32 protein-coding genes, 1 other RNA gene and 3 riboswitches are annotated in these 26,519 nt (G+C 42.4%); of the genes, 21 read left to right on the top strand and 12 right to left on the bottom strand.

Going from position 1 to position 26,519, the window contains the following annotated elements; all coding sequences use genetic code 11:
* Positions 1-86 precede the first annotated feature (86 nt).
* The 7 genes from Q1J64_RS05200 (at position 87) to Q1J64_RS05165 (ending at position 4,305) form a co-directional block, all read left to right on the top strand.
* Entirely contained in the window at positions 87-494 is a 408-nt protein-coding gene (locus Q1J64_RS05200) for a Type 1 glutamine amidotransferase-like domain-containing protein (protein ID WP_301108022.1), read from the top strand.
* A gap of 55 nt (positions 495-549) precedes the next feature.
* Complete coding sequence (locus Q1J64_RS05195) at positions 550-696, top strand: type 1 glutamine amidotransferase family protein (RefSeq protein ID WP_301108021.1); 147 nt, start codon at positions 550-552, stop codon at positions 694-696.
* A 253-nt stretch (positions 697-949) separates the two neighbouring features.
* Positions 950-1,678 (top strand): glycosyltransferase family protein, encoded by a 729-nt coding sequence (locus tag Q1J64_RS05190; RefSeq protein WP_301108020.1) that lies wholly within the window; start codon positions 950-952, stop codon positions 1,676-1,678.
* Positions 1,678-2,427, top strand: a complete 750-nt coding sequence (locus Q1J64_RS05185; protein ID WP_301108019.1) for a hypothetical protein — start codon at positions 1,678-1,680, stop codon at positions 2,425-2,427. The genes Q1J64_RS05190 and Q1J64_RS05185 overlap by 1 nt, the downstream gene beginning before the upstream one ends.
* Before the next feature lie 4 nt (positions 2,428-2,431).
* The gene (locus Q1J64_RS05180; RefSeq protein WP_301108018.1) at positions 2,432-3,271 is read left to right on the top strand and encodes a metallophosphoesterase; all 840 of its coding nucleotides are present in this window, start codon (positions 2,432-2,434) and stop codon (positions 3,269-3,271) included.
* A gap of 13 nt (positions 3,272-3,284) precedes the next feature.
* Positions 3,285-4,088 carry a rhodanese-like domain-containing protein gene (locus Q1J64_RS16660; protein WP_367183449.1) on the top strand — a complete coding sequence of 268 codons (804 nt, stop codon included), beginning with the start codon at positions 3,285-3,287 and terminating at the stop codon, positions 4,086-4,088.
* 4 nt (positions 4,089-4,092) lie between these two features.
* Positions 4,093-4,305 carry a DUF6440 family protein gene (locus tag Q1J64_RS05165; protein WP_301108017.1) on the top strand — a complete coding sequence of 71 codons (213 nt, stop codon included), beginning with the start codon at positions 4,093-4,095 and terminating at the stop codon, positions 4,303-4,305.
* A 38-nt stretch (positions 4,306-4,343) separates the two neighbouring features.
* Here Q1J64_RS05165 and Q1J64_RS05160 read toward each other — a convergent pair whose 3' ends face one another.
* The 3 genes from Q1J64_RS05160 to Q1J64_RS05150 all read right to left on the bottom strand — a co-directional run bounded on the left by Q1J64_RS05160 (position 4,344) and on the right by Q1J64_RS05150 (position 6,979).
* Positions 4,344-4,889 carry a phosphoribosyltransferase family protein gene (locus tag Q1J64_RS05160; RefSeq protein ID WP_301108016.1) on the bottom strand — a complete coding sequence of 182 codons (546 nt, stop codon included), beginning with the start codon at positions 4,887-4,889 and terminating at the stop codon, positions 4,344-4,346.
* Positions 4,890-4,904: 15 nt separating this feature from the next.
* Entirely contained in the window at positions 4,905-5,978 is a 1,074-nt protein-coding gene (locus Q1J64_RS05155) for an NCS2 family permease (RefSeq protein ID WP_301108015.1), read from the bottom strand.
* A gap of 110 nt (positions 5,979-6,088) precedes the next feature.
* Positions 6,089-6,189: riboswitch (purine riboswitch) on the bottom strand.
* Positions 6,190-6,274: 85 nt separating this feature from the next.
* Positions 6,275-6,979, bottom strand: a complete 705-nt coding sequence (locus Q1J64_RS05150) for a YczE/YyaS/YitT family protein (RefSeq protein ID WP_301108014.1) — start codon at positions 6,977-6,979, stop codon at positions 6,275-6,277.
* A 121-nt stretch (positions 6,980-7,100) separates the two neighbouring features.
* On the opposite strand from Q1J64_RS05150, the gene Q1J64_RS05145 reads away from it, so the two are divergent.
* Positions 7,101-8,003, top strand: a complete 903-nt coding sequence (locus Q1J64_RS05145; RefSeq protein ID WP_301108013.1) for a LysR family transcriptional regulator — start codon at positions 7,101-7,103, stop codon at positions 8,001-8,003.
* A 319-nt stretch (positions 8,004-8,322) separates the two neighbouring features.
* On the opposite strand, the gene Q1J64_RS05140 is transcribed toward Q1J64_RS05145, so the two are convergent.
* From Q1J64_RS05140 to tatA, 3 genes are all read right to left on the bottom strand, one after another.
* Positions 8,323-8,691 carry a YuzC family spore coat inner layer protein gene (locus Q1J64_RS05140; RefSeq protein ID WP_301108012.1) on the bottom strand — a complete coding sequence of 123 codons (369 nt, stop codon included), beginning with the start codon at positions 8,689-8,691 and terminating at the stop codon, positions 8,323-8,325.
* A gap of 175 nt (positions 8,692-8,866) precedes the next feature.
* On the bottom strand, positions 8,867-9,610 hold the full coding sequence (gene tatC, locus Q1J64_RS05135) for a twin-arginine translocase subunit TatC (RefSeq protein ID WP_301108060.1): 744 nt from the start codon (positions 9,608-9,610) through the stop codon (positions 8,867-8,869).
* Positions 9,611-9,661: 51 nt separating this feature from the next.
* Positions 9,662-9,859: a twin-arginine translocase TatA/TatE family subunit gene (gene tatA / locus Q1J64_RS05130; protein WP_301108011.1), complete on the bottom strand. Its 198-nt coding sequence runs from the start codon at positions 9,857-9,859 to the stop codon at positions 9,662-9,664.
* 214 nt (positions 9,860-10,073) lie between these two features.
* On the opposite strand from tatA, the gene Q1J64_RS05125 reads away from it, so the two are divergent.
* Genes Q1J64_RS05125 through Q1J64_RS05115 form a run of 3 tightly spaced genes read left to right on the top strand, consistent with a single transcriptional unit; the run spans position 10,074 to position 13,655 of the window.
* Entirely contained in the window at positions 10,074-11,441 is a 1,368-nt protein-coding gene (locus Q1J64_RS05125; protein ID WP_301108010.1) for a spore germination protein, read from the top strand.
* A complete protein-coding gene (locus Q1J64_RS05120; RefSeq protein WP_301108009.1) occupies positions 11,438-12,544 on the top strand; it encodes a GerAB/ArcD/ProY family transporter in 1,107 nt (368 codons plus the stop codon). The genes Q1J64_RS05125 and Q1J64_RS05120 overlap by 4 nt, the downstream gene beginning before the upstream one ends.
* Positions 12,531-13,655, top strand: coding sequence for a Ger(x)C family spore germination protein (locus tag Q1J64_RS05115; protein WP_301108008.1), 1,125 nt, complete (start codon positions 12,531-12,533; stop codon positions 13,653-13,655). The genes Q1J64_RS05120 and Q1J64_RS05115 overlap by 14 nt, the downstream gene beginning before the upstream one ends.
* Before the next feature lie 91 nt (positions 13,656-13,746).
* Here the strand turns inward: Q1J64_RS05115 and Q1J64_RS05110 are convergent, their stop codons facing one another.
* The 3 genes from Q1J64_RS05110 to Q1J64_RS05100 all read right to left on the bottom strand — a co-directional run bounded on the left by Q1J64_RS05110 (position 13,747) and on the right by Q1J64_RS05100 (position 15,180).
* Positions 13,747-13,926, bottom strand: a complete 180-nt coding sequence (locus Q1J64_RS05110) for a hypothetical protein (RefSeq protein ID WP_301108007.1) — start codon at positions 13,924-13,926, stop codon at positions 13,747-13,749.
* Between the two features lie 203 nt (positions 13,927-14,129).
* A complete protein-coding gene (locus tag Q1J64_RS05105; protein ID WP_301108006.1) occupies positions 14,130-14,627 on the bottom strand; it encodes a DUF3231 family protein in 498 nt (165 codons plus the stop codon).
* 67 nt (positions 14,628-14,694) lie between these two features.
* Complete coding sequence (locus Q1J64_RS05100) at positions 14,695-15,180, bottom strand: antibiotic biosynthesis monooxygenase family protein (RefSeq protein ID WP_301108005.1); 486 nt, start codon at positions 15,178-15,180, stop codon at positions 14,695-14,697.
* 154 nt (positions 15,181-15,334) lie between these two features.
* Between Q1J64_RS05100 and Q1J64_RS05095 the strand changes: the two genes are divergently transcribed.
* A complete protein-coding gene (locus Q1J64_RS05095) occupies positions 15,335-15,658 on the top strand; it encodes a four-helix bundle copper-binding protein (RefSeq protein WP_301108004.1) in 324 nt (107 codons plus the stop codon).
* A gap of 56 nt (positions 15,659-15,714) precedes the next feature.
* Here the strand turns inward: Q1J64_RS05095 and ssrS are convergent.
* Positions 15,715-15,912: non-coding RNA, 6S RNA (gene ssrS / locus Q1J64_RS05090), on the bottom strand.
* Positions 15,913-16,024: 112 nt separating this feature from the next.
* Between ssrS and Q1J64_RS05085 the strand changes: the two genes are divergently transcribed.
* The 4 genes from Q1J64_RS05085 to Q1J64_RS05070 all read left to right on the top strand — a co-directional run bounded on the left by Q1J64_RS05085 (position 16,025) and on the right by Q1J64_RS05070 (position 19,343).
* Entirely contained in the window at positions 16,025-16,258 is a 234-nt protein-coding gene (locus tag Q1J64_RS05085) for a hypothetical protein (protein WP_301108003.1), read from the top strand.
* A 59-nt stretch (positions 16,259-16,317) separates the two neighbouring features.
* On the top strand, positions 16,318-18,375 hold the full coding sequence (locus Q1J64_RS05080) for a FapA family protein (protein ID WP_301108002.1): 2,058 nt from the start codon (positions 16,318-16,320) through the stop codon (positions 18,373-18,375).
* Positions 18,376-18,444: 69 nt separating this feature from the next.
* Positions 18,445-18,960, top strand: coding sequence for a type 1 glutamine amidotransferase domain-containing protein (locus Q1J64_RS05075; protein WP_301108001.1), 516 nt, complete (start codon positions 18,445-18,447; stop codon positions 18,958-18,960).
* 200 nt (positions 18,961-19,160) lie between these two features.
* On the top strand, positions 19,161-19,343 hold the full coding sequence (locus Q1J64_RS05070; protein ID WP_301108000.1) for a hypothetical protein: 183 nt from the start codon (positions 19,161-19,163) through the stop codon (positions 19,341-19,343).
* An 81-nt stretch (positions 19,344-19,424) separates the two neighbouring features.
* Here Q1J64_RS05070 and Q1J64_RS05065 read toward each other — a convergent pair whose 3' ends face one another.
* Positions 19,425-20,555 (bottom strand): methionine biosynthesis PLP-dependent protein, encoded by a 1,131-nt coding sequence (locus tag Q1J64_RS05065; protein WP_301107999.1) that lies wholly within the window; start codon positions 20,553-20,555, stop codon positions 19,425-19,427.
* Positions 20,556-20,638: 83 nt separating this feature from the next.
* Positions 20,639-20,740: riboswitch (SAM riboswitch) on the bottom strand.
* Positions 20,741-20,896: 156 nt separating this feature from the next.
* Here Q1J64_RS05065 and Q1J64_RS05060 point away from each other — a divergent pair.
* The 5 genes from Q1J64_RS05060 (at position 20,897) to Q1J64_RS05040 (ending at position 24,450) form a co-directional block, all read left to right on the top strand.
* Complete coding sequence (locus tag Q1J64_RS05060) at positions 20,897-21,223, top strand: DMT family transporter (RefSeq protein ID WP_301107998.1); 327 nt, start codon at positions 20,897-20,899, stop codon at positions 21,221-21,223.
* A 2-nt stretch (positions 21,224-21,225) separates the two neighbouring features.
* Positions 21,226-21,540: a DMT family transporter gene (locus Q1J64_RS05055; protein WP_301107997.1), complete on the top strand. Its 315-nt coding sequence runs from the start codon at positions 21,226-21,228 to the stop codon at positions 21,538-21,540.
* 19 nt (positions 21,541-21,559) lie between these two features.
* Complete coding sequence (locus Q1J64_RS05050; RefSeq protein ID WP_301107996.1) at positions 21,560-22,099, top strand: methylated-DNA--[protein]-cysteine S-methyltransferase; 540 nt, start codon at positions 21,560-21,562, stop codon at positions 22,097-22,099.
* Between the two features lie 17 nt (positions 22,100-22,116).
* Positions 22,117-22,232, top strand: a riboswitch (TPP riboswitch).
* A gap of 259 nt (positions 22,233-22,491) precedes the next feature.
* Positions 22,492-24,264, top strand: a complete 1,773-nt coding sequence (gene thiC / locus Q1J64_RS05045; protein ID WP_301107995.1) for a phosphomethylpyrimidine synthase ThiC — start codon at positions 22,492-22,494, stop codon at positions 24,262-24,264.
* Positions 24,265-24,279: 15 nt separating this feature from the next.
* Complete coding sequence (locus tag Q1J64_RS05040; RefSeq protein WP_301107994.1) at positions 24,280-24,450, top strand: hypothetical protein; 171 nt, start codon at positions 24,280-24,282, stop codon at positions 24,448-24,450.
* Positions 24,451-24,503: 53 nt separating this feature from the next.
* Here the strand turns inward: Q1J64_RS05040 and Q1J64_RS05035 are convergent, their stop codons facing one another.
* On the bottom strand, positions 24,504-26,330 hold the full coding sequence (locus tag Q1J64_RS05035) for an L-lactate permease (RefSeq protein ID WP_301107993.1): 1,827 nt from the start codon (positions 26,328-26,330) through the stop codon (positions 24,504-24,506).
* Positions 26,331-26,519 lie beyond the last annotated feature (189 nt).

Below are 26,519 nucleotides of genomic sequence, written 5' to 3'. Positions count from 1 at the left end.
TGTGAAACAGTTGATACAATTAGATAAAATATGCTCAATAGTGAGTAGCGACGGGAATATTATCAAGCAAACAATAGGGGGAATGTATGAAACTGTACCTATCATTATATAAGATCGGCAATAAAGGAAATGAAGTGAAAGAGAAGACGAAGAACGGAAATAAAAGAGTAGCCTATATAAATAATGCATTAGATTTTGCAACCGATCTGGAAAGAAAGAAGAACAGTGATGTAGCAGATATATTAGATCTTGAAAAACTGGGCTTTAGGGTAGATAGTATCGATTTGAAAAGCTATTTTCATCATCAAAAAGAGCTGGAGGAAACCCTGGGATCATATGATGTTTTTTGGGTAAGGGGCGGTAACACATTTATTCTTGCCCAGGCTATGAGGCTGAGTGACTTCGATGAGATTTTGAAACAGTATGATAGAAACAACAAGATATTGTGTATGGAGGGTACAGTGCAGGCGCCTGTATTCTTGGACCAACGCTAAAAGGTATCCATTTAGCAGATGATCCTGATCAAAAGCCATATGGAGAAGAACACGCTTGCATATAGTAGATTATGCAATTGCTCCGCATTATAAATCGGATCATCCAGAATCTCAGGATATAGATAGATCTATTGAATATATGATTGATAATAAAATTCCTTTTATCGCATTGAAAGATGGCGAAGTTTTAATTGTTGAATGATTTTTTCTTACTATATAGTTTGAATTAGACGTTTTACATGATAAAGCATGCTATGTACAGCCTACTCAGTTGATTGGAGTGCAAGTTGGCTCATCGCGGGCCCTCCAGAAAGCGTCCGTCTGGAACGGAAATCAACGGTACTAAGTATCTTCGACAATGTAGATTTTTAAATTCAACTTATACAGTTGTTGCCTTGAACACTTGCAGTCTATAATTAGGAGAAATAACATTTTTCGATTAAACAGGAGAAGAGGTGTACGTTATAGAAGCAGATTTCAGTCTTAACCTAATTGATTTTATATCAACCATTCTGTCTTACGCTATTATCATTTTCATTACTGTCAAAATCTATAGGAAACAAATCGTCAAACCGAAATTGTGGGCGGTTCTTCTCGTTTTGATTGGTGGCTTATTTTCTTTTTCCATCAACATCAATTGGTTTGATACGCCATTGCGGCTGGCGATCTTACCGCTTGGGCTATGGGTCTTATATTTGATTATGAAAAGAAAGGGAGATCGGTGGAAGCGTTACAGAGGTTTTGTCTGGCTCGGTTTTTGGGCGAATTATATATTTTTGGCAATGGCGCTGCTGTCGGTTCCCTTTCACCAATGGATTTATCCTAAGGAACAACTGTCCACCTATTTAACAGAAACCGATGGTGCATCGCTGATTTCTATTCATTCTGCTGCTGAAGAGGGACGGCAGTTTCAGCCGGAGAAGTTTTTAAAACAACTGGAATCAATGAAGAAAGAAAAAGTGATGAATGATGAGTGGTACACAAAGTTCTATCTAGAGACGGAAGCATCTGAAAGAAACGAACGATTTCCTTATTTGCTGGACGGCGCTCATCCGAAGCGGGGAAGCGGCCTGCAACCTATGATTTTTATAGAGGATGATGGAAAAGGAATATTGGTGAAAACATCAAAACGTCAGCTGTATTTCCGTTCAAATGAACCATTCATTACGGGAGGAGGCAACTGATGACAAAAAAGAACATGTGGATCTTTTCTTCGGGATTGCTGCTTGTAGCGTCACTCTGCCTGTTTTACTGGTTTTATCTCGCAAAACCTGTCACTTTTCCGGATGATCAGCAATTGATTTATGAAATGAATGATGTGTTCCCGCAAGTCGCAGTGGAGGTCATTCAGGATAAGATTCATGCAGATGAACATCATGTTGTTGTGCCTTTCATTTCAGAAAAACAACAGTATGGTCTTAGTTATTGGATGTGGAAAAAACATAAATGGCAAGTGCTGCATATTGATCTGGGCGGTGAGCCAAGAGTTTGGAAAGTGAATCCGCAAGATCCTTCGAGCTATCATTTTGTTTGGAATATCTCACCTGCTGAAAAACTGAGTGCTATTCAGTTATATATGCTTCGTGAACGTGGCCTCAGGTTCTCTGAAGAAGAGGAAACATATGAACCGCGAGTACAGATTGAGTGGAAGATCTTGCTTCAGGATCAGCCATACGGATTGATGCCTTTGCCTGACGAGGGTGTGAAAATACTGAAGGCCTATACAAACGTCAGTGCAGCGAGGAAGCTGGACTTGCTTTTTTCTTTTCCAGAGCCGGAAGTCTATTTTAGCTGGATTGCCAAAGATGTCTCAGGTAACGAAGCATTTCCGACGAGTATAATGAATAGTAATAGCTACTCTGTTAACTACAATCCAGTGGATTATATGCTCATTTACAGCGAAGATCAGCTGGAGATGCCGGATAGGAATTGATGGGATGATAAAGAGGAGAATTTTATATACAGCCGCTGTGCTTGCAATAGTAGGGTATTTCATTTGGTTTCAAAATAATTCAATTACAGTAACTCAAAGTGAAATCAGTTCTTCAACTATTCCCGAAAGCTTTGACCAATACAAAATTGTGCATTTGTCTGATCTGCACAATAAAAGTTTCGGGAAAAATCAGCGAAGACTATTTCGGAAAATTAACAAGCTTCAGCCGGATGTGATCGTATATACCGGGGATCTTATCGACTCCAATAGAGCAGGTGATGAAGCGGGCCTGATTTTAATGGAAGAACTTACGGCTGTTGCACCTGTATATTATGTATCTGGCAACCATGAATGGTGGTCTGGAACATTCAGTTCACTGGAGAGTTCATTAGAAGATATAGGGGTGCAGGTTTTACGGAATGAGCATGCCGTGTTGAAAAAAGGGAATGACAAAATGTATCTGGTAGGCATTGATGATCCCGCGCATGACGGAAGCCGTGCAGAAAGAGAGACGGCAGAAGAGGATATCGTGCAATCCATTGAAGGACTGGAGAAAGACAGCTTCACTATACTGTTGACTCATCGTCCGGAGTTGCTATCTCTCTACGCAGAGTATAATTTTGGTATAGTTTTTGCCGGACATGCTCATGGCGGACAGGTGAGGATTCCTTTTATCGGAGGACTAGTTGCACCGAATCAAGGGTTTTTACCAGCGTATACGGCTGGAAAGCATGATTTGAATCATACCGTGATGATGGTCAGCAGGGGGCTTGGGAACAGTATTATTCCTTTACGATTATTCAATCGTCCCGAGATTGTGGCGGTCACTTTGAAAGCAGACTGAGGAGGAAATGGAAATGACGGTCAAAAAGATTACGCCTGAAGAATTGAGCAGGAAAATGAACGCGCAGGAAGACCTTGTGCTGGTGGATGTACGTGCTGCGGAAAAATATGTTGATTTTCATATTTCGGGAACCAGCATAAAAGGATTGAACATCCCGAAAACAGAGATTTTCAAGTTAGAAGACGGAACAGGACAAAATGTTTCTGAACTGCCGAGAAATAAAGAGCTGATTATTACCTGTACGACCGGAAATTCTGCGGCGAAGTGTGCAAACATTCTTACCGAAAAAGAATATGATGTTGTCTTACTGGAAGGCGGAATTACAGCCTGGAAAGAATATATGGGCAAGGCATCTATAGCTCAAATGTGGGAAGAATTTAAAATCGGCGCTCCAAATGCACCGGAAAGTTACGAAGCATGGGCATTTGGCGATTCTAAAGAAATGGCGGATGAGCTGGCGGGGCTGGTGTTGTCTGGAAAAAAGACAGGCACCTCTTCAAATTATCTGTTGTATGAACTGGAAAGCGAGACGCTGCCGCATGTCGGTCTGCACAATATTATTCTTGATGGAGAAGGCCAGGCAGTCGCTGTGGTCGAAACGACATCGGTTGAAGTGGTCCGGTTTGATGAAGTAACGGAAGAGCATGCGCATTCGGAAGGGGAGGGCGACTGTTCATTGCGTTACTGGCGGGAAGTTCATCAAGACTTCTTTGAAAGGGAACTGGAAAGTGTCAAGCAGCATTTCCATGATAAAATACCGGTTGTTTGTGAAAGATTTAAGGTGGTTTTTAAAAAAAATAGCAGTATAGTAGCATGAAGCAATGGACAGCAAACGTTTTGAAGTTGTTGAGAAACAAGGGAAGTTGGAAGTGTTTCGAGTGATTCTCGATAATCAAACCGGTGTACTTTACATGTCCCATAGTGCAGGCTATGGCCTTGGACTGACCGCCATGGTAGATCAGGAAGGCAGACCCATGCTGGATGAAGAGTATATAAAAACGAACCTGTATTCAGCAAAGAAATATAGCGCGTAAAAAAAGTCAGCCCGTCGATCAGGCTGACTTTTACTTATTTACTTTTCATTCGGAAATAAAGGGAGTTTTTCAAGGAAGATAATGTCTTCACGATCGGCAGCATCGCCTTCAGCTAAAATGGCAGCTTTTGCTATAATATTGGCACCGGCACTTTCCACAAGTTCTGCAAGTGCACGGAGAGATTCACCTGAACTGATCACATCATCGATCAAGGCGACGCGTTTTCCTTTGATGAATTCTGCATCCAGCCGATCAAGACAGAGAAACTGTTCTTTTTGCGTTGTGATGGAATTTACTTTGGTGATCAGTGGATCTTCCATATACGCTTTTACAGACTTTCTGGCCACGATATAGCGCGGCATGTCCAGATGTTTGGCTAACTCATGAACAAAGGGAATTCCTTTTGCTTCTGCTGTAATCAGTACTTCAACAGCCGGTAGTTTTTTTGCCAGTTCCGGTGCAGCCACGCAAACCATCTCAGTATCGCCCAGCAGAACAAAACTTGCGATGCTCAGTGTATCGGATATGGGTATGATAGGAAGTTCTCTGGTTAACGAAGCCACTTCGAGTGTATAGGTTTTCAATTCATTCATCCTCCATTAAAATCCAGACAGATTCATTAGAAATTGTACGATAATCCCAGAAAGCATGCCGAGAAAAGGATCCGTGATAGCGGTGACTACCATCGTGATACCACCGACGATTCCAGTTCCCGCGCCTTCTCCTGTCAAAGCCATAATCGCGTTGCCTGGCAATGTGACAATGGCACCAAGAACGAATAAAAATCCTGCAATGGAAGCACTCGGAACGAATTTACCGATTTTCGGTAGCAACCCTGTCACTAAAACGATGGCCATCAATACCATCATTAAGACTCCCGACCAGACAGCGTGGGGGGCACTTGCAGTGGCGGAAATGACAATCTCAACCGGTGCTCCGCCAAATAAGGAGGATACCATGTCTGCTAAACTGCTGATCATCGTGATGACATCCACGTTAACATCGGAACCCGCGATTTCTCCATTAATTTTACCAAATGCAATATTCGCACCGATGTTCAAACAGACCATTGCGAGTGCACCACGTATGACTGCGGTATTGACCAGCAATTTTTGCAAATGAAATCCATCTTTAATTGCGGGACGTTCTGTAATCACCCGATTTTTTGTCTTCATAAATGCGTATACTATACTCGATAAAATAACAGATGCAGTGATCGTGTAGACTAAATCCTTCGTCGCAAAATAAACGATCAATGCGCTGAACATGGAAGTCAGACCTACGACACGATCCGCTTTTGCCATATCCCATGCTACTTTAGATAGCATCAGCCCGACTCCAGCCATCATTCCTGTCGTGATGATCGGACCAATCCAATCAATGACAGATTCTAAAATGCCAAAGATTCCAATCACAAATAGAATCGCAGCTCCAAAGAAAATCATTGAGAGACGTTCCCTCATATTTTTGCCCATCGTACCAGCCAATGTGATGGTTTCAGCTTGGTAGGAAATTACTGCCACGTTACTTGTAGCCGCATTCCCGAAAGCACCGACCATAAACGCAAGCGCTGTAGGAATGGATGCGAAGCCGAATGTCAGTGCAAGCAAACCTTGCGGCAGAGCATTCAATACACCGCTCAGTGCTGCTAATATATCTTTCCAAATGTCCATCTTGTTCTCCTTTTCTTACGCCGCCGTATACGGAAACAACAAAATACACATGATCCACAACTCAAATAATATAGGGGCATCCCAAATAAATTGGAATGCCCCCATGTAAATAGAAGAAATGTACCAGCCATAGTAGAACAATTAAGGTTGTTCCGTAGAGACTCCCGAACCAGATTATCAGGATTATACAGGGGTAATGGAATATTGATTTCGCTTATAAAAATAGCACACTGCGCGTCCCCATACAAGTGAAAAAATGTAAATTACTAAAGTGGATTTTTACTATTTCCAGTAAATCAAGATTCTAACTTTATTGGTTTGAATACCTTTTTTTCTTCCACCGTCAAATCGTTTTTATCATGATAAATCCATTTTTGCAATGGTTCTTGAAAACGCGGCATCAGTCGTCCAAGTATTTTACCAATAAAATAAGCTGCGACAATGGTGCCGATACCAATTGAACCGAATGAGTGAATGAAAACTAGGCAGACGGCTGCGGCAATGGTTACATTCAGCAAGTCACCGCTAATTTTCGCTTTGCTGAATTTCATTTTAAAACGGTCACTGATGACATACGTTAACGCATCGTAAGGCATTAACGGCAGTTTCGCTGTAAAATAGGCTAACAGACCTGCAGATATGATGTATAGACTAATTACTAAAAATGCAAATCTTCCCAGTAAAGTTTCAGGAGCAGGGAGCATTTGCACAAGTACAAGTGTTGCATCCATAAAGAAACCGAATAAAAATACGATGAGCAGCTGTACCGCAGATTCCCGTAATTCAATCCGCTTGTTTAATATAGCCTGAACTGCGATGAATAAAGTATTTGCTATGATCGTGGTAATTCCGATCGAAAGGCCAGCTGTCAGGGAAATAGCATAAGCCAGTGAAGAAACCGGCGAAACACCTAGACTTGCCTGAATGGAAAAGCTGACTCCCAGTGATAATAAAAATAGCCCCAATACATATAGGGTGAGCCGTTTTGAAATGATTTTCATAGATGTAATAAACCTCTGCTTTCGGTAACTGTATAGACTAATATTATCATGGTAACAGTGATATTAATAATATATAATAACGAACAATGACATATGGAAAAGATATGATGGGGAGATAACAATGGATATTAGACAGCTTCATTATTTTAGAGAAATTGTCAATCAGGAAAGTATTTCAAAAGCAGCAGAAGTTCTTCACATAGCGCAGCCGCCTCTTAGTCAGCAATTGAAAAAGCTGGAGACTGAACTGGGGACCGTGTTAATTCATCGCTACCGTCAAAAATGGGAGCTGACTGAAACAGGTGAAGTACTCTATCAATATGCAGAAAGACTGCTGTCCACTGTGGACGATATTAAGCATCAGATAGATGAAATTGAACAAGGCAGTGCCGGAACTCTTAAGATTGGCGTGTCATCTGCCTGTTTAAACCTGCTCGTTGACTATGTCAGCATATACCGGGAGAGATTTCCGAATGTCAAAATCAGTATTGAGAAAGGTAATTCGGAAGAACTGCTGAAGAAGTTGAATCGAAAAGAAATAGAGGTAGCCTTATTGCTCCGGCTAGATCACAGTGAAGACTATTTTGTGAAGGCCTTGGAAAAGCAAGAATATGTAATAGTCAGTCCACGGAGCTGGGGTAATGTGTTTTCTTCCGATCGAGTGACATTTAAGGAAATCGGGAACCATCCATTTATTATGCTTGGGGCAATGGAAGGTCACTCGTATTATAGAAACATTCTAAGAGCTTTTGATGCAGAGAATGTGTCGCCTGAAATCGTGCTGGAGAGCAAGGACCTGACGACCGTAATCGCAATGGTAAGTAAGGGGCTGGGGCTGTCCATCATACCGAGAGTTGCATACGCGGTACCTATGGAACAAGTAAGAATCTATAAATTAAAGCAGTTTGATTTTCATGTGGAGCCTGTCTTGATTAAGACGAAAGAAGAAAGAGTTTCAAAAGCAGCTTCGCAATTTTGGGAGTTGGTGGATTCAGTATATGAAGGGAAAGAGCATGAAGATTAATTTAATCATCAGCTTTAAAGTACCTGCATAAAACAAATAATGCAGAACAGAAACGTTACGTTTTCAAACGACAACTTATGAGGGAATTAATTCGTAACCAAAAGCCTCCTTATTAACGACGAAGCTAGAGCAATCAGAAATAGGGCTCTAGCTTTTACTAATGACTCACTTTGCGCAAATTATGCAATGTTATAACAAACGACAAGTTCCGTGCCATTGGCATCCATACGGCTATGTCTCAAATTATTTATGTTTAGCGATGCTAGTAAACAGTCATGGGAAATTCGAAATTACTATACATGTAAATCTCTGCGTTATTTCACCAGGCAAGACCAATCGTTAACACACAGCATATACCTTTCTTGTCACGATACTTCAGCTGAATACCGTCTGGGTTGTAATGAGTTTCAACAGTGATGGAGTCATCAATGGATGCTACCAGTTGATCCACTCTAGCTTGATTGGATTGTTGAGCAGCTTGCATTAAATCCCTTGCAAATTGCGGTGACTGTTCAATCTGGGTGACCACAAGTTCAGCTTGTTTCATGAGTTGATGGTATTCATGAGCTGAGGATTGAAGCCTTTTTGTATCAATGGGCGGATAAGGCCTCGTATCATTTACAGCTTGCGCGGGGACAGGGGTCCAAAAAGGATGGTAAAGATGATGAAAGTAAGGGTGACGATACATCGGTAAACCTCCTATTCAAGAACTCATTCCCTTATGTTATGAAATTATCTATTGATACATGTTAGACAATCAGCATGATAGTTATTTATGAGAAATGGGTATCTATAAGCAATAGAAAAGTAGCGTAGGAGTGATATTGCAATGGCTGGAATGAATAAAAACAGAAAAAAGCCAATCAAATCGCTGATTGGCTTTTTTCTGATTCTCGCATGCGCGCACGCTTCTCTGTGTAGATTACAAGTTGGATGCTTCCTTCATAAAGTAGGATCATTGGCACCAAAACGATGAGCTGGCTTATGAAATCAGGCGGCGTAATCAATCCTGAGACAACGGCCAATACGATATAAGACCACTTACGCACTTTCTTCATCGTTTCTCCTGTCAGCAGACCAATTGCTGCCAAAAACAGCGCAACCATCGGCAATTCAAACAACAATCCAATCGGCATAGTCGTCAGTAATAAAAACCGTGCATATTCCTGTGCTGAGATCATCACATCGAAATTCATTGCTCCAAGTGAAATCAGGAAGTTATAACTTAGCGGATTGACTACGAAATAGCCAAAAACCAATCCTCCTGCAAATAAAATAAACATGAAAGGCGAGTACAGGCTGAGAAAACGACTTTCCTTTTCATTCAGACCCGGCTTGACAAATTGCCATAAGAAGTGGCAGACAAAAGGTAAAGCTAAGCCCAGTGCAATCGCTGCTGAAATCGACATATAAAACGTGATGATTTCCAGCGGACTCAAGACAATGAGTTTATGTCCTTTTGTCACATACGGAAACCACAGATTGATCGTACTGAACATCCCCAGGAAGAAAACTAGAAAGACGACAGAGCTTTTGATCAGCTGTTTTCGAAGATCTGTTAAATGTTCAACAAGTGTTGGTTCCTCTGCATTAGCGTTATTCGTCATTTGTGCTGTATCTTGCTCATTCGGCTGGTGTTCCTGGCTATTGACTGTCATTTATTTCACCTGCTCTTGTGTGTCGATTTTCTTTGGTTCCTCCTCGTCCTCCATGATATCCTTAGCCGATCTCTTGAATTCTGCTAATGTCTTTCCGATTGCAGCACCGACTTCCGGTAATTTACGGGGCCCAAATAAAATCAATATAATAACCAATATGATAATCAACCCAGGTACTCCAATGGCTGCTAAATTCATTATTCCTCCTCCTTCCTGTTGTGAAAATCCACGCTTCTATTCATCTTGACCATTTTACTGCGATCTAAAACACCAGCATTAAATTAACTCTAGATATATTTCAGCAATGTCAGTGAAATTAAGTGGTAATACTCTTCCTTCAATGATTAAGTTTCCTTCAAAAAGGACAGTCTAATCTACAGCGAATAACATTCGAATGAAGGAAGTGAAGGGCTTGGGTGAATCAGAAAAAGATACAGCAGCACTTGCATATATCAACCGGCTCGCTAAACAGCTGGCACCTTCTGCTGATGTTGTGAAAAAGAATTTAAAAAGAAACGATAACGTCGTGCATTTGCTTTATTTAAAAAGTGTGGTAGATATGATGCAATTACAAGAAGTTATTGTAAAACCCTTTTATGGAAATTCTGCAGAGCAAGACTTTGCAGAATATGTACAATCCTTGCCTTATGAAACCCAGATGCCGACGGGTGATGAAGAAGTATTGACCGAAATCACGAAGGGCAATGTGCTGGTCATGATTGATAAACAAATTACTTTACTTGAATTGAAAATGGTATTGGCTAACACAGTGCAAGCTGCAGAGATGGAACCAACCATTCACGGACCACAGCTTGGGCTCAGTGAAAGTATAGAAACGAATATTAATTTAATACGGCAGCGCTATCATCAGCCTTCACTAATGATTGAAACAATGCAGTTGGATGAGGCATCCAACCGGACCGTTGCTCTACTTTATGATCGGGAAAAAGTCCGTCCTGAATTATTGGAAGAGATTAAATTACGTATCAACAACCTGGATGTAGAATTGGTTCAGGGAAGTGCAGATTTACAATATTATTTAAACAATAGTAAATATACTTTACTACCCAAAACCTTGCTCAGCGGCCGGCCGGATCGGCTACTTCACAATGTGACCGGCGGAAAAGTAATTATCATGGTAGATGGAAGTCCGCATGGTATTATTGCACCCGTTGTTTTTTTTGACTTCATGCTTTCCATGGAAGATAATTACCACAGCTTCTGGATTGTGAGTGCTATTCGTCTTCTGCGTTATGCAGGAATAATAATTTGTACTATGCTGCCTTCTGTCTATGTCGGGATCACATCATACAACCCAGATATATTTAAGACGGAATTGGCTCTGACTGTGGCAGCCAGCCGTATCGGCGTACCTTACCCATCATTTATCGAGGTATTTTTAATGTTGCTGTTTATCGAATTATTAACGGAAGCCAGTATACGTCTGCCAGAGAAGGTCAGTTCCACGGCAACGACTGTCGGAGGATTAATATTGGGGACTGCAGCAGTGGAGGCAGCACTGGTCTCAAATGTTATGGTCATTGTCATTTCGTTGGTGGCCATTTCTACTTTTGTTATCCCAATCAATGAAATGAGCTATGCTATTAGAGTTTGTCGTTTTCTTTTATTGCTTTATACAACCTCTTTTGGTCTCGCGGGCCTCGTCTTAGGTATGATTGGACTGGTAATGTACTTGGTGAATTTAAATAGTTTCGGGGAACCATTTTTGCGGGTGGCCTGGAAGGATCGCCATGAGGAATTAAAGGCGGATGATCAATGAGCCGGTTTGTCTACTACTTATTGTTGTCCAATATGGTAGCCAATATTCTGGCTGCCGTTCCCAGAATTCTACTTTCTAAAAGTTCGGAAGGAGCAGTGTTGTCGATTATCTTAGCACTGATTTATGGAGTGATTGGAATATGGGTGTTCATAAGATTGATCAGTAAATTTCCGGGAAAAAATTTACCGGAACTGTTCAAAACATATTTGAGTAAGTGGGTAGGTGTTCCTCTTCTTCTGCTATTTGGCATTGTCTGGTATATTGCCGGACTGCAGTCGCTGATCACCTATGTGGCGATACTATCACGCTTTCTAACACCCGAAATGTCCATCTATATGATTCTCGGTGCATTTGTTGCAGTTATTACATTTGGGTTATTCATGCAGAGTCGGAATGTACTGTTTTTGCTTGAAGTGATCTTTGTACTGCTGCTACCCATTATTGTTTTGTTTTTAGGGAAAATTTATTTTACTGAACAAATTGACTGGGACCAAGTGAAGATTGCGGCAATGCATATCAATCATGCGCCAAGTTATACCGCTTTCGCTGCTGCATCTTACGTATTTGTAGGTATTTTTGACCTGATTATATTCAATTCAGTAATAAAGAAGAAAATTGTATTTAAATGGAAGCAAGCCATAATTATATTTATGTTTGGCTCCATCACCTTGGCCACAACGTACTTTATTCCGATCGGTGTATTGGGGTTCGATTCAATCAAGGATTTCGTCTATCCGTGGGTTTCAACAAGTGATTCGGTTCGAATGCAATATGGGATAGTCGAGCGGGTGATATTTCTATTTTTATTAAACTTCCTGGCGATTGCATTTTTGAATATAATGCTTCACTGGTTTGTAGCCTTCAAACTGTTTCAAAGTACTTTTAGTGTAGATCAGCTGGCTCCTGGTACACGTAAGTACTTCAGCAACACCCTCATCATTATCGTATTCTGGACAGTAGGTGTATTAGTGACCATTCAGGAAACAGAGTATAATCTATTTCAATATAGTAATTATTACTTTAATGCGCTCCCCGCAGTATCAGCCGTGCTGTTTATAGCATTATTGATTGTGAACAGGAGGGCAAAGTTTGAGAAGTCATAGCATTTTTATTATAAAAATTGTGCTAGTGTTTTTTTTAATGACCGGTGTGCTACTGCAGACAGGCTGTGCATTTAAGGATATAGACAAAACCCTGTTCGTTGTGGCAATTGCAATCGATCCTGTCGAGAATAATGAAGAAAGGTATAAAGTGACGTTAAAAGTGTCCTTGCCGTTTGGGGCCATAAAAGAAGCTGAAAAGCCAAGCTATGCATACTTGTCAAATGAAGGAGATTCAATCGGAGAGTGTATCCGGATGCTTGAAACATATGCAGATAAGGTGTTGGAGTTCGGACAAATGAAAACGATTCTCGTTCACGAATTATTGATGACAGATCATTTGAAGGATTTTATGGATTACTTCATGCGTAGGGGGGATGTTCAGTTAATTGCATTTGTGGCGGGGGCTAGTCCATCTGCTGAGGAAATTATAAAAGTAGAGCCAGAGACGGAAGCACCTGCATCAGTTTCTTTGTTTAACTTTTTTGGCGGTACAGGAACGGAAAGTCCTTTTATTACGACTACTTACTTATTTCAATTTCGTAGGGACTTTTTCAGCGACGGTATTAATCCGGTTTTGCCTTTGATCGAGACCAATGAAGAACAAACTGAGCTTCGAATAAATAATGCAATTGTGATTGATCAGCATAAAGAGCCGATTAAACTGGATAATCAAGAGACTAAATATTACAACTCATTAGTTAAAGGTGCCAGCGGTTTTTCGTACAAAGAGATAAAAGGTGATTTTCAGCTGTTGCTGAATATCAGCAGAATAAAGATGGATTATCAAATAATAGCGGAAAATGACGAACCACAGTCTATTGAAATGAATGTCAAGATGGTTGGTACAATAGGAGAATCTAATCAACCGTTGTCTCTAAAAAAACTTGATGAATATAATCAAATGGCTTCCAATACGACCGAGAAAATAATTTCTAAATTTTTAAAGAAAATGCAAGAGCATGAAGTGGATCCATTTGGCTTTGGCCTCCGTTACAGAGCGACGAGGCTGGAACGAGACGGTCAAATTGATAAATGGAATAGAGCGTATCCTGACCTGGATGTTCATGTAAACGTGGATGTTAAACTGCAGGGGGCGGGGACTATCGAGTGAAGAATAGAGGGAATTGCGATTACGAATAAAATGAAAATGAAAACAAGCCGTTCCCAAATAAAAATGGGGCAGCTTGTTTATTTTTGTTAAGTTATTTACGGTTATTTCTGCGTTCTTTATTTTGATTTTCTTTAGGTTGTTCACGCTTCTGATCAAATGTGAATTCTTCGCCAAACTCCATATTCTCTGGCTGTTGTCCTCGTTCCTGTTGCTGTCGTTCATGCTGATTTGGTTGTTCTTGACGTTGACGCTCATTTTTACGTTTATTCATTTGGGAGCACTTCCTTATAAGTTGTTAGATGATCTGTCATCTACACCTATAGATTGTGCTGTAGAGACCATTTTATGAGTGGTAAAAAATACTACAACTTATGTCAATTAAGATTTGGCGTGATTGCATCTGGAGTTTCAGTCGTGGTCAGCAGATTATAAAAACTCCGCTGTGCACAAATGCATAGCGGAGTTCCAATCGGCTCATGTTAAATGAAGTGGTGGTGGGAAAATCCATCCTTTTGATTTGTTGAGGCTCAGTAATTTTGCGCCAAACGCCACTTTATCCATATGGCATTTCGCAAACATGGCAGCAACATCTTCCCTCAGGCATTGCCCCATCGCCATGCTGCATGAAACCAGGCCTTGTCCTACGTTTATCGATATGGCTCCCGCGATTTCAGGATCCATAAATCGTGCGCCCGCCGGAATTTCAGCCGGATTAGATTTTGGTCTTTCCGGCAGAGCAGGAGGCGGGGTAATACCATTCGCTTTCAATATTTTGCCGAAAGCTTTATTCTCTGAGCGCATGGTCTTAATTGCCTCTTCCAGCAAATGAATTAAATCTGCGTCTTCTGCGTGATTGATGAACGCTTCGTATCCGCTGATTAATCCATTGTTGGCTCCCATGAATGCCCAAACAGCGGTGATCTCGCCATAATGTAATGGTTCATCTTTCGGATTACCATCTAGAATACCCAATAAACTCACTCCTCAGTTCATAATTGTCCTCAGGAGTAGTCTTTACAGGAATTTAATTTTTATGCGCTTATTTTTTATATTTTGTCACAAAGGAAGGTCTAGGGAAAATGTTTGGACGTTGATCGACTCCGTCTTCTGTGCCCCGTTTCGCGTGCGCTTTACCGTAAGCCTGTGAACTTTGCCAAGTAATAAATGACTCTTCATCTTCCCACATCGTCAAAATGACATATGTGTCGGAATTAACAGGACGCAGTACACGGATGGCAACAAATCCTGGTTCTGCTTCAATTAAGCGTGCACGGTTAGTAAAACGCTGTTCAAAAATCTCCCGTCCGTCTTCTGCTACCGGAATGTTATTCAAAACCGCAAAGCGTCCTGACGGCAAATCACCACTTTGATCCAGTATTTCATACGCCACCGCATCTTCCAAGTTAGTAGATTCCGCTTCTTGCAGTACGAGTACTTCTTCATCATTATTCAATAAAAGAGCACGGGATTCTTCTGGTAAATTACCTGCTTCCTCCAACGGCCCAGTCCATTTAAATAGTTTCATAATTCTTCACCCTATCTACTTAAAGTTTGTTGATTATTGTTTAGTGTACCTGAAACATGAAAAGATTTTCAATGAATAAGAAAGCAAAGCTTTTAGTTTAGAATGGAAATGAGTGGGAAGAGTAAGAAAGAAATATAATCTGGGAGGCGATCGAATGAGTAGTAAATATGACGAAGTACTTCGTGTATTGGAAGACTGTGTAAAAGCTTGTAATCATTGTTTTGATGCGTGTCTGAAGGAGGAAGATGTCAAGATGATGGCGGATTGTATCCGACTAGACCGTGAATGTGCCGAAGTCTGTTCTTATGCAATTCAAGCCATTACCCGAAACAGCCCGTTTACTGCACAGATATTGCAGCTTTGTGTTGAAATTTGTAAAAAGTGTGCGGAGGAATGCGGAAAACACGATCATGAGCATTGTAAAAAGTGTGCAGAAGCATGTCGGAAATGTGCCGAAGCGTGCAGTAATGCTGCTTGAGTTAATTAGTTTCCATACAAAAACACCTTCCAAAATGGAAGGTGTTTTCTGTCTTTATAGAAGCCGTCTTTGCCGTAGTTTAGTCATAGAAAGTTTTAAACCACCACTCCTCAAAGTGGGTGTTTGCGGAAAACGTTCCTGTATGTCCGGATTGCTAAGAAAGGAACCCGGCATGCCATTTCCGTTTCGTAATAAACTCCCTGTTACAGCTTAAAGGTTAAAACTTAATGTACATACGAACAATACAGCTTGTAAATTTATAATACACCCTGGACTCAAAAAATGCAATGGAAGTTATTACATAAGCATGAAACTTATCGACTCGCATAAACGTATAGAAAAGAAAAGGTGAAGGGCGGAGTTGTTATGGAAACTAATGAAACGTCTTTAGAAAAACATGAGCTGGTAATTAAGCAGTCACAGGAACTTAGTACATTGAATACTGAAGTGGAAGACTTGCGTAAAGAAGTGAAGCAGCTGCGTGAAGACCTAGAATTAATTGATGTATTTCAGAAGAAACCTGTGGTATCGACCGAAATGATTCAGACTGTCGGTGGTTTACTAATTGCTGCACTTGTCATTATTGGAATATTTTTTTAAAGCCATCCTTGCAGTATGGTACTATAAAAGTATCAGGAATATAGACAGGGGTGGGCGTGTTGAAAAAAGCAGTGACGGTCCAAGCGAACACAGTAGAAGAAGCGGTTCAGCAAGCGTTGGCTATGCTCAAATTGACTAAGGAACAGGTGGATGTAGAAGTACTTACAAACCCAGGAAGACGTTTAATGGGATTGCGCAAAGTATCTGCAGAAGTAACTGTGACAAGTAAAGCACAACAAGAAGAAAAGCCCGAAGTGAAACCGGTGCTTTCTAAGATTGAAGAATTGGCGAATTTATTGGATGAAGCAGAAGCCGGAACAGCTCGTACTGTAAAGAGTCCATCCGTTGATTCCACAGTTCAAACTGAACCACAGACAGAAACGAGCGGCGTTAGAATTTATGAAGGTGAAATTCAATTCAGTTTCGGTGGGGACCGGCTGCCGTCCGTTATTCCAAATGAAAATGCACTGCTCCATATTAATGGCAAATTGCAGACAGAACCTGTATTGATTCAGCCTGAAGACGAAGTGACTTTGACGATCTGTGATGAGGTCATATCCCCGAAATTTACCATACAGCTAATGGAAAAAGATATGATCGCATTATTGTCATTTACACCGGGAAAGCGTATTCAGCGTATGTTGACGGACACTCCCTGGTCCCCGAGTATTGCAATACAGGTAGAGGAAACCACTGAATTTACTAATGACCTGAAAGCACAGGATATTGTGGACGAACTGAAGGCGAAGGGCGTCCAGCAAGGGCTGCTGTTTCCAGCGATCAAGAAGGTAACGGATGTAGATAAACCTTATGAATTAATTGTGGCAAAAGGCACGTTGCCTACAGAAGGTACAGATGGTGATCTTGAAGTACATATCCGCTATGAAGAATTTGATCCGGACAGTGAAGAGAAAGTTGATTTCCGTGAAATGAACGCCATCGCGAATGTGAAGGAAGGTCAAGTGATTGCAACGCATGTGTTGCCTGTGCCGGGGACACCGGGCAGAAGTTTATTGGGCAAGGAAATTCCCGTAAAACCTGTTCGGGATATCGTCCTGCGCCTTGGCAAAAACGTCAAACAGGTGGATCAGGATATTGTGACATTGATTTCCGGAAAACCTGCACTTGATTGGCGCGAAAAATTAGTGAAAATCGATGTGAATAATGAATTTCATCATCCGGGCGAAGTCGATTTAGAAAGTGGGAACATCCGCTTTGAAGGAGATGTCCGGATAGGTGGTAATGTTTTACCGTCCATGTTCGTCGGGGCGACAGGTGGTGTGTACGTCGGAGGCTCAGTGACCAAAGCTGTGATTCATGCAATGAAATCCATAACCGTGCGCGGAAATGTCCTCTCTTCTACTATTAGCGCTGGAAAGCAGGAAGCAGCCGTCAGTGAATTGGCGGTCATCATAAAGGACGTCACACATTTGCTTGTACAGATCAAAGAAGCGATAGATCAGATCTTTGTCATTCGCGGGCAGGGAGAAGCTGATCTGAGCCCGTCTGAATTAAAACGATTGATTTATTTGCTGATGGAGAAACGATATGCGCAATTTGAAGAACTGAACAAGCATTTTATCCAAAAAGTACGGGCGCAGGGTGAGTTAATTGATGAAGAATGGACAGAATTGGCGGATCGGCTGTACGATATTTTCATCAATCCACTGAATGAAGATCTGCAGAATATGACTGACTTTGAACAACTGGTTGAACATGCACAGATCTTAGTACAGTTATATGACACGGAAAGCTCACCACAAATTAAACTGAGTGTACCGTATGCTATCAACAGTACGCTCTACAGCAACGGGGATATAGAGGTCCATTCAAAAGGTGTCTATCACAGTGATCTGACCGCTTCACATGCCATCAAAATTATAGGAGTGTGTAGAGGCGGAGAAATTTCTGCACCGACTGAAGTTGTGCTGCAGGAAGCTGGATCAGAAAGTCCGGTGAAGACAGTAATCCGCACGAGTGCGCAGGGACGAATAAAAATTGGCATGGCGTACGTGGGGACTGAAGTTCACGTGGGTACGCGTAAACACGTCTTTACAAGGGACGGAACGAATATTACCGCTCGCCTGGACAGTGAGGGAGCACTCCAACTTAGCTGATGAATGTTTAGATGTTTTAAAAGGTGGAATAGTAGACCTAGAACATCTAAACAAGGAGTGGATAGCAAGATGGCTAAAATTGCAACTGTATTAGGAGATATGTTCGAGGACTCAGAATATATGAAACCGGCAAAAGCTTACAGAGATGCAGGTCACGATGTAGAAGTCATTGGGGCGGAAGCAGGCTCTGAAGTGATAGGTATGAAAGAAAATACAAAAGTAAAAATTGATAAAGCGATTGACAATGCAAAATCAGCTGACTATGACGCATTATTTATCCCGGGAGGATTCTCGCCGGATATTCTGCGTGCGGACGATCGTTTTGTAAAATTCGTTAAAGAATTCATGGATGCGGATAAACCTGTATTTGCGATCTGTCACGGCCCGCAGCTGTTAATTACAGCAAAGACTCTTGAAGGCCGCGATGCAACAGGCTATAAGTCGATTCGCGTGGACATGGAATATGCAGGTGCAAAATTTGCAGATAAAGAAGTTGTTGTCTGTCAAAACCAGCTTGTGACGAGCCGCCAGCCTGACGATATTCCAGCATTCAACCGTGAATCACTGAAGCTGCTGGAAAAATAAGCTAGAGAAAGAAGACCGTCCGGGTGGGCGGTCTTTTTTCGTGATCGGGTATTATTGCAGTCGGGGTCCCATAAAATGAATAGAATTATAGTGGCGAATGAAAAAGATTCTCATTCACACTTGAAAATAGTTCTCATTTGGCGTATGCTAAAAGCAACGGGTTGAACGGAAACTTTACACACAGAAAGGTCGGGATTTTGATGTATAAGCTGGTCGCATTGGCAGTTTTCGCAGGAATTGGAATCGGTACTGCTGCAGGATTTTCTTTTGGAAGTAAAGAATGGGTAGGCATGCTTGCAGGTGTTACCGCGCTGGCTTTTATCGCAATCCCGGCCGCAGTTGTTTATTCAGCAGAAAAGAAAAAGTATCATCAAGTTCAATAATTGAGACCGAGGCATCCACTTACATTGGGTGCCTCTTGTGTATAAAAAAACCTCTTGTGCATGTCACACAAGAGGTTGGGGTTATTTTACTTTCATGCCTTCAACAATTTCTTTTGCTGTATACAGTGCCTGTTTAATATCAGCAATCAAGTCATCGATATCTTCCACACCTACCGAGAAACGTAGGAGACGGTCATCTACCCCGCGGCGATTTCGCTCTTCCAAAGGAATTGCCATATGGGTCTGCGTCGTAGGATACGTAATGAAACTTTCCACTCCGCCAAGACTCTCCGCGAATGATACGAGTTTCATACTCTCTAAGAACGGACTGACCCAGTCGCTGTTTTGCACACGGAAAGACAGCATGCCACCCATACCCGCATAAAGTACATCCACAACTAGAGGCTCTTTTTCCAGATAATTAACCATTTCTTTGGCATTTGCGTCATGTTGCTTCATCCGTAAATGCAGCGTTTTCAATCCGCGCACAACAAGCCATGAGTCAAATGGAGAAAGCGTTGCACCAATTGAATTGTGATTCTCAAACAGTTTTTCACAAAGTGCTTCCCCTTTTGCCACAACCAGACCTGCAAGTACATCATTATGGCCGCCGATATATTTCGTTGCGCTGTGAATGACGATATCTGCACCGTGCTCAATCGGTCTTTGCAAATACGGCGTCAGGAATGTATTGTCGACAATCAGAAGCAAGTCGTGCTTTTTTGCGATATCTGCGTAGGTTTTAATATCAATATTCATCATAAGCGGATTAGTTGGCGTCTCCAAAAAGATCGCTTTCGTTTTTTCATTAATAGCAGCTTCCACAGCAGAAGCATCAGCGAATGTTAAATAGCGCGGACTGACTTGATACATATTTTCATACTGCTCGAATAAACGGTACGTGCCCCCGTATAAGTCTTCTGGTGCCAGGATTTCATCCCCTGACTTGAATAAAGAGAGGATAAGCTGGATTGCGGCCATTCCCGAACTGCAGGCAAACCCCTGGTCGCCTGATTCTAAATTGGCGATACCGTCTTCCAAAATAGAACGTGTGGGATTCTTAGTGCGTGAGTAATCATATCCCGTGGACATACCGAGTCCTTCATGGCGAAAAGCAGTTGATAAATAAATAGGCGTATTAATCGCTCCGGTTTTTTCGTCACTGTTATTCCCCAGCTGGACTAATCTTGTTTCTAATCCGTTGTTTGTCATGAATATTCATCCCCTTTAGCAAGATAAAAAAAGAACCTCTTCTTTTCGAATAGGCCCTCGAACATACTAGTTTGTTTTTCGCATTCTCATCTTCAAGGCGGTTTCACCCTTGGAATTAGCACCATGCCATAAGGCTGGTTGCTGAGACTTCATTGGGCCTATCCCTCCGTCTCTCTCGATAAGAATATTCATAATATAAGAAAAACTATTGAAAGATTCATTCTATCATGCGGTCATAGCAGATGCAAGCAGACTTGGAAGCGTACAAGTGGTTTTTCGCAACCTTCATAATTTTGCTATACTACTAGATAGTATACAGCGGATGAAAGGGGACGTTCACTTTGGCATGGGGTTATGTCGCGCTGGCTGCAGTCGTAGAAATCTTTTGGGTTGTCGGCTTGCGCTATTCGGAAACCGTCCTTCAATGGACTGGAACAGGCGCGGCGATTGTATTCAGTTTTTATTTCATTATTAAGGCATGTGAGAAATTGCCTTCCGGGACGGTATACGCTGTTTTTACAGGCTCAGGTGCAGCCGCCATTTTATTAGTTGATATCCTTGTCTTTGATGCAGGCTTTACTTGGATTACACTGTCATTTATCGGACTTATCGTGATCGGTGTCGTTGGAATTAAATTGACGACCGATGAAGCAGAAGGGGGCAGCTGACGGTGGCTTGGGTCTATTTAGCAATTGCCAGTCTAGGTGAGATTTTCGGTGTCATGAGCATCAATTATTATTTACAGAAACGTACAATGAAACGGCTGCTGCTGATTGTAGGTGTATTTGGCTTTGGCTTTATATTCCTGTCCCTTGCCATGCGTGGAATCCAGATGAGTACAGCCTATGCAGTGTGGACTGGGCTTGGTGCAGCGGGGGCGGTGCTTGCAGGGATTGTCGTTTTTAAAGAATCGGCCAGCGTGAAAAGGCTATTCTTTCTTTCATTGATTATCATGGGTGCCGTAGGACTAAAACTGTTTGGCTGAACGGAGGATGAAAAACAAAATGATGTATTGGACAAGTTTTGATGCGGAGGATTGGCATGTGACACTGGCGGCAAATGAAAGAGGAATTTGCTATATCGGCCTTGCAAATGACAGTGAAGAACGGATGAAAGAATGGATTTCTAAACAGTCGAGTGAGGTTGAAATTCTTGAAGATGCAGACAGGTTCACCACAAATGTCCTTGAAATAAAAAGTTACTTATCCGGTAAAATACAGAAATTTGTTTCGTCAACTGACTGTATCGGCACCTCGTTCCAGCTGTCTGTATGGCAGGCATTGCGAGCGATCCCCTATGGAGAAACTGTTACCTATTCGGATATAGCCAAGGCAATCGGACGCCCTGCTGCTGTTCGCGCTGTCGCCTCTGCGATCGCTAGAAACCCGCTTCTGCTGATAATTCCATGCCATCGGGTTGTCGCAAAAGATGGAAGTTTGTCTGGTTTCCGGGATGGTCAGCAGGTGAAGGAACGTTTGCTGGAGTTGGAAAAGGCGAACTCTTTATCTCCTGTTGACAACAAAAATGACTGTGCTACACTGTAGTTGTTCGACAATTCAATAATCATAACTAGGGGTGTCCGGCGTGACCGGACTGAGATGGAATGAATACATGCATTCCGAACTCTTTGGACCTGATCTGGCTCGTACCAGCGTGGGGAAGTTTTCAATTTATCTGAACTCAGCAGAAGTGCTAAAGCATGCTGAAATCAGATAAAAGCCTCCGGCGGATGTCATGGATTTTGTAAGGTGTTCATCGCGTAAATGCGATTCAAATTCCAGACGCAATCACGCCAAGGCACGATTGATTTAATCAGCGTGCTTATTTGCGCTTTTTTGAAGACCAGGTCCTTTTACGGATCTGGTCTTTTCTGTATGCTGATTCCCATAACTCGGATGGAGTCATGGTCTGCCCTCAAAAAGGAGACGATGACAAAATGAAACAAACGACAGAAGAGATTCACATTCACAGCTGTTTTCCGGCAAGCAGCAAGGTTTATGTACAGGGGAGCCGGGAGGATTTACGTGTCCCGATGCGTGAAATCAAGTTATCTCCGACCGTCACGGACAATGGCGAGTTTCCAAATGAACCGTTTCGTGTCTATGATACTAGCGGGAAATACACAGAAGCGGGCTATGAAGTTGATATTCAAAAGGGCCTTCCAGCTATTAAGAAAAATTGGATATGGGAACGCGGAGATACAGAAGAATATGAAGGAAGGCAAGTACAGCCGCAAGATAACGGATTTCGTTCATTGGAACAAATGAACAATGATGCACAGTTCCCATTGTTGAAACGCAAGCCTTTGAGAGCGAAAAAAGGGAAAAATGTTACGCAGATGCACTACGCGCGAAAAGGAATGATCACACCCGAGATGGAGTTCATTGCGATTCGTGAAGGTGTGCAGCCCGAGCTTGTGCGTGACGAAGTAGCGAGAGGCCGAGCGATCATTCCGTCCAATATTAATCATCCCGAAGCAGAGCCCATGATTATAGGCAGCCGATTCCATGTGAAAATTAATGCGAATATCGGTAATTCAGCGGTATCTTCTTCAATTGCGGAAGAAGTGGAAAAGATGACGTGGGCGACTCGCTGGGGCGCAGATAATATTATGGATTTGTCTACGGGAAAGAATATCCATACGACTCGTGAATGGATTATCCGCAATTCACCTGTGCCAGTTGGGACGGTTCCTTTATATCAGGCACTCGAAAAAGTGAATGGAAAAGTAGAAGATCTGTCTTGGGAAGTATTCCGAGATACGCTGATTGAGCAGGCCGAGCAAGGTGTCAGTTATTTCACGATTCATGCCGGTGTGCTTCTGCGTTATATCCCGATGACAGTAAATCGCGTGACTGGAATCGTCTCGCGCGGCGGCTCGATCATGGCACAATGGTGCATGTTGCATCACAAAGAAAGCTTCCTATATACACATTTTGAAGAGATCTGTGAAATCATGAAACAGTATGACGTCGCCTTTTCGCTTGGAGATGGATTACGGCCAGGATCGATTGCAGACGCTAATGATGAAGCGCAATTCGCTGAGCTTGAAACGCTGGGTGAACTGACGAAGATTGCCTGGCAACATGATGTGCAGGTGATGGTCGAAGGACCCGGACATGTGCCGATGCATTTGATTAAGGAAAATGTCGATAAGCAAATGGAAATCTGTCAGGAAGCCCCTTTCTATACGTTAGGTCCGCTGACGACAGATATTGCGCCGGCTTATGACCATATCACGTCTGCCATCGGTGCGGCGATGATTGGTTGGTTCGGTACGGCGATGTTGTGCTATGTGACACCGAAAGAACACCTTGGCCTACCGAATAAAGAGGATGTTCGCGAAGGTGTTATTACGTATAAAATTGCAGCACACGCGGCGGATTTAGCAAAGGGCCATCCAAATGCGCAAAAGCGCGATAATGCACTGTCAAAAGCACGCTTTGAATTCCGCTGGCGAGATCAGTTTAATTTGAGTCTAGATCCGGAACGAGCAATGGAATATCATGATGAAACATTGCCTGCTGAAGGAGCGAAGGTCGCTCACTTTTGTTCGATGTGTGGACCGAAGTTCTGTAGTATGCGCATATCCCATGACATTCGCAAATACGCTGATGAAAATAGTTTGGAAGAGAAACTGGCTATCGAACAAGGTATGCAGGAGAAAGCAGATGAATTCAAAAAAGCCGGTGCGGAAATTTATCTTTGATGAGGAGTGGAAGAGATGTCTGCAGTAAAACAGTTAGTCCGTCATATTGCGGTACAGCGTCACGGTCTGCGTCATTTGGAAGAGCAACTGCATCGGCTACAAACGGAATGCAGTCATGAGTATCGAGAAACTTTATCGCACAGAGAGTGCCATAAATGTCTTAAGGTAGAGAGTATTCATTATTGAAGAAACAGCCGCAAACTAAAAAAGAGCCCTTCGGCTCTTTTTTAGTTTGCGTATTAAGATGGCTGGCGTAAAGTACTGCCCGACAGCATTTGTTTATCTGTAGCCATTTTGAAGATATAGGCAGCTACTATTCCAAGTGCAATAATCAGCCAGATGTTTAAGAAACCGTGGATCAGTGCCATTCCAAAGAAGCCGGCGGTCAGTAAGTAATAGCTGAGCGGAAACAGCACGCGACGAATCAACAGTCCTTCTTTACCGATTAAACCGACTGTTGCAGAAGCAGCAACGACATTATGCACACAGATCATATTGCCGGCAGCACCCCCTACCGCCTGCATGGCGACAACAATTCCAGCTTGTGCAGTATCCAGCCCAATATTGCCGGCTGCACCGAATTGAAACAGAGAGAACATCATGTTGCTGAATGTATTACTGCCAGCAATGAATGCGCCGAGCGCCCCGATGACCGGGGCAACGAGAGGCCAGAAACTGCCGGTTAGAACGGATACACTTTCTGCTAGAATGAGCGGCATATTTTCACCGGCGAGTGAAGCACTGTCAGCTGCTACTTTTCCTGCTGCAAGAGAAGTGTTTAAGAAAATTTTGATCATTGGGACTGCAAAGATTAAGGCGACACCGGCAGTCAGTGCGGTAATAAATGAGTTTTTCCATGCCAGGACATACTCATTCGGTTTCATTCGATAAAGGAAGTAACCGAATAGTGAAGCGATGATAAAGAAAAAGCCCGGTAGGAATAAAGGTGTGGATGCTGTAGTAATTCCTGAACCGAATGTGTTTTCAAATTTAAGTGTCACTGCGGAATGTTTCAATAAATTTGTCAGAGGCTCAATCGTTCTTGACAGCACGAGCAAACCCGCAAGAACCACATAGGGCATCCATGCACTTAACATCGAAATCTTGCGGCTTTCTTCCATCGGTTTTGCAGCTTCATGATTTAGCCTGCCAAACCAGTCTTCTTCCCATTGTGCACGAGGCGGGAAATCGAATGTATCTTCCGCTTTTGGCATGAACAATCCTTTACGTGCAGCAGGCACAACGATAATTAATGAAATGAGTGCACCGAGCAGAGAAGGAAATTCAGGTCCTAATGTAATGCCGATCAGGAAATAAGGGATGGTAAATGCAAGACCGGCAAATAAAGCGAATTTCCACACTTTCAGACCTTCACGGAATGACTTTTCAGGACTGAAAAAGCGAGTCAGCAATGCGGCTAAAAATAATGGGATCAATGAACCGACAACACCGTGAATCAGCACGGTATTGGCAGTAATCTGAAGTAGATACTCTGGAAAGCTCATGCCAGTTTTTTCAAGAGCGGCCATAACGGCAGGCTGATCTAGAAGGCCGGTATTGACGCCGATTTGAATTGGAGTGCCAATCGCTCCGAATGAAACAGCAACACTCTGGATGACAAGTGATACCATAACGGCTGCCAGAGCCGGAAAACCGACAGCAACCAAAAGTGGTGCAGCGACAGCGGCTGGTGTGCCAAATCCTGAGGCACCTTCAATAAATGAACCGAATAAAAATGCGATAATAATAGCTTGAATTCGTCTATCTGGAGAAATAGATGTAAAACCGTTTCGGATTGTGTGGATGGCACCGCTTTCTTTAATGGTGTTTAACAGTAAAACTGCGCCGAAAACGATGAAGATTACTTCGAGTGCAGTGATCAACCCATTAAAAGCGGCACCAGCCACGACACTTCCTTTTGTCCCCCAGACGAAGATGGCAACGAGGGCAGTGACGACGAGAGCGATTGGCATAGCACGACTTGCCGGCCAATTCAAAAAGACCAAAAATACTAAAATCGTGACAATGGGGAGCAGGGCAATAAGCGAAAGAACGAGTAAACTCAAAATGAACAACCTCCTTTTTTTGTATTTGTTGGAAAGTGCTTTCTTATTTTATGAGGTCATGTGGTCATCTGATGACCTAATGACTATGAACTCTTTTCCTGATTATATAGACTGTTATAATAAAAGACAACAACTATTTGAACTTTTTAGAAAATAATATATTTGCACGTTTCGACCTATCAATAGGCG

The organism is Sporosarcina sp. (assembly GCF_029257255.1).
GTDB lineage: Bacteria > Bacillota > Bacilli > Bacillales_A > Planococcaceae > Sporosarcina.
This window is presented reverse-complemented; position numbering and strand designations above follow the sequence as displayed.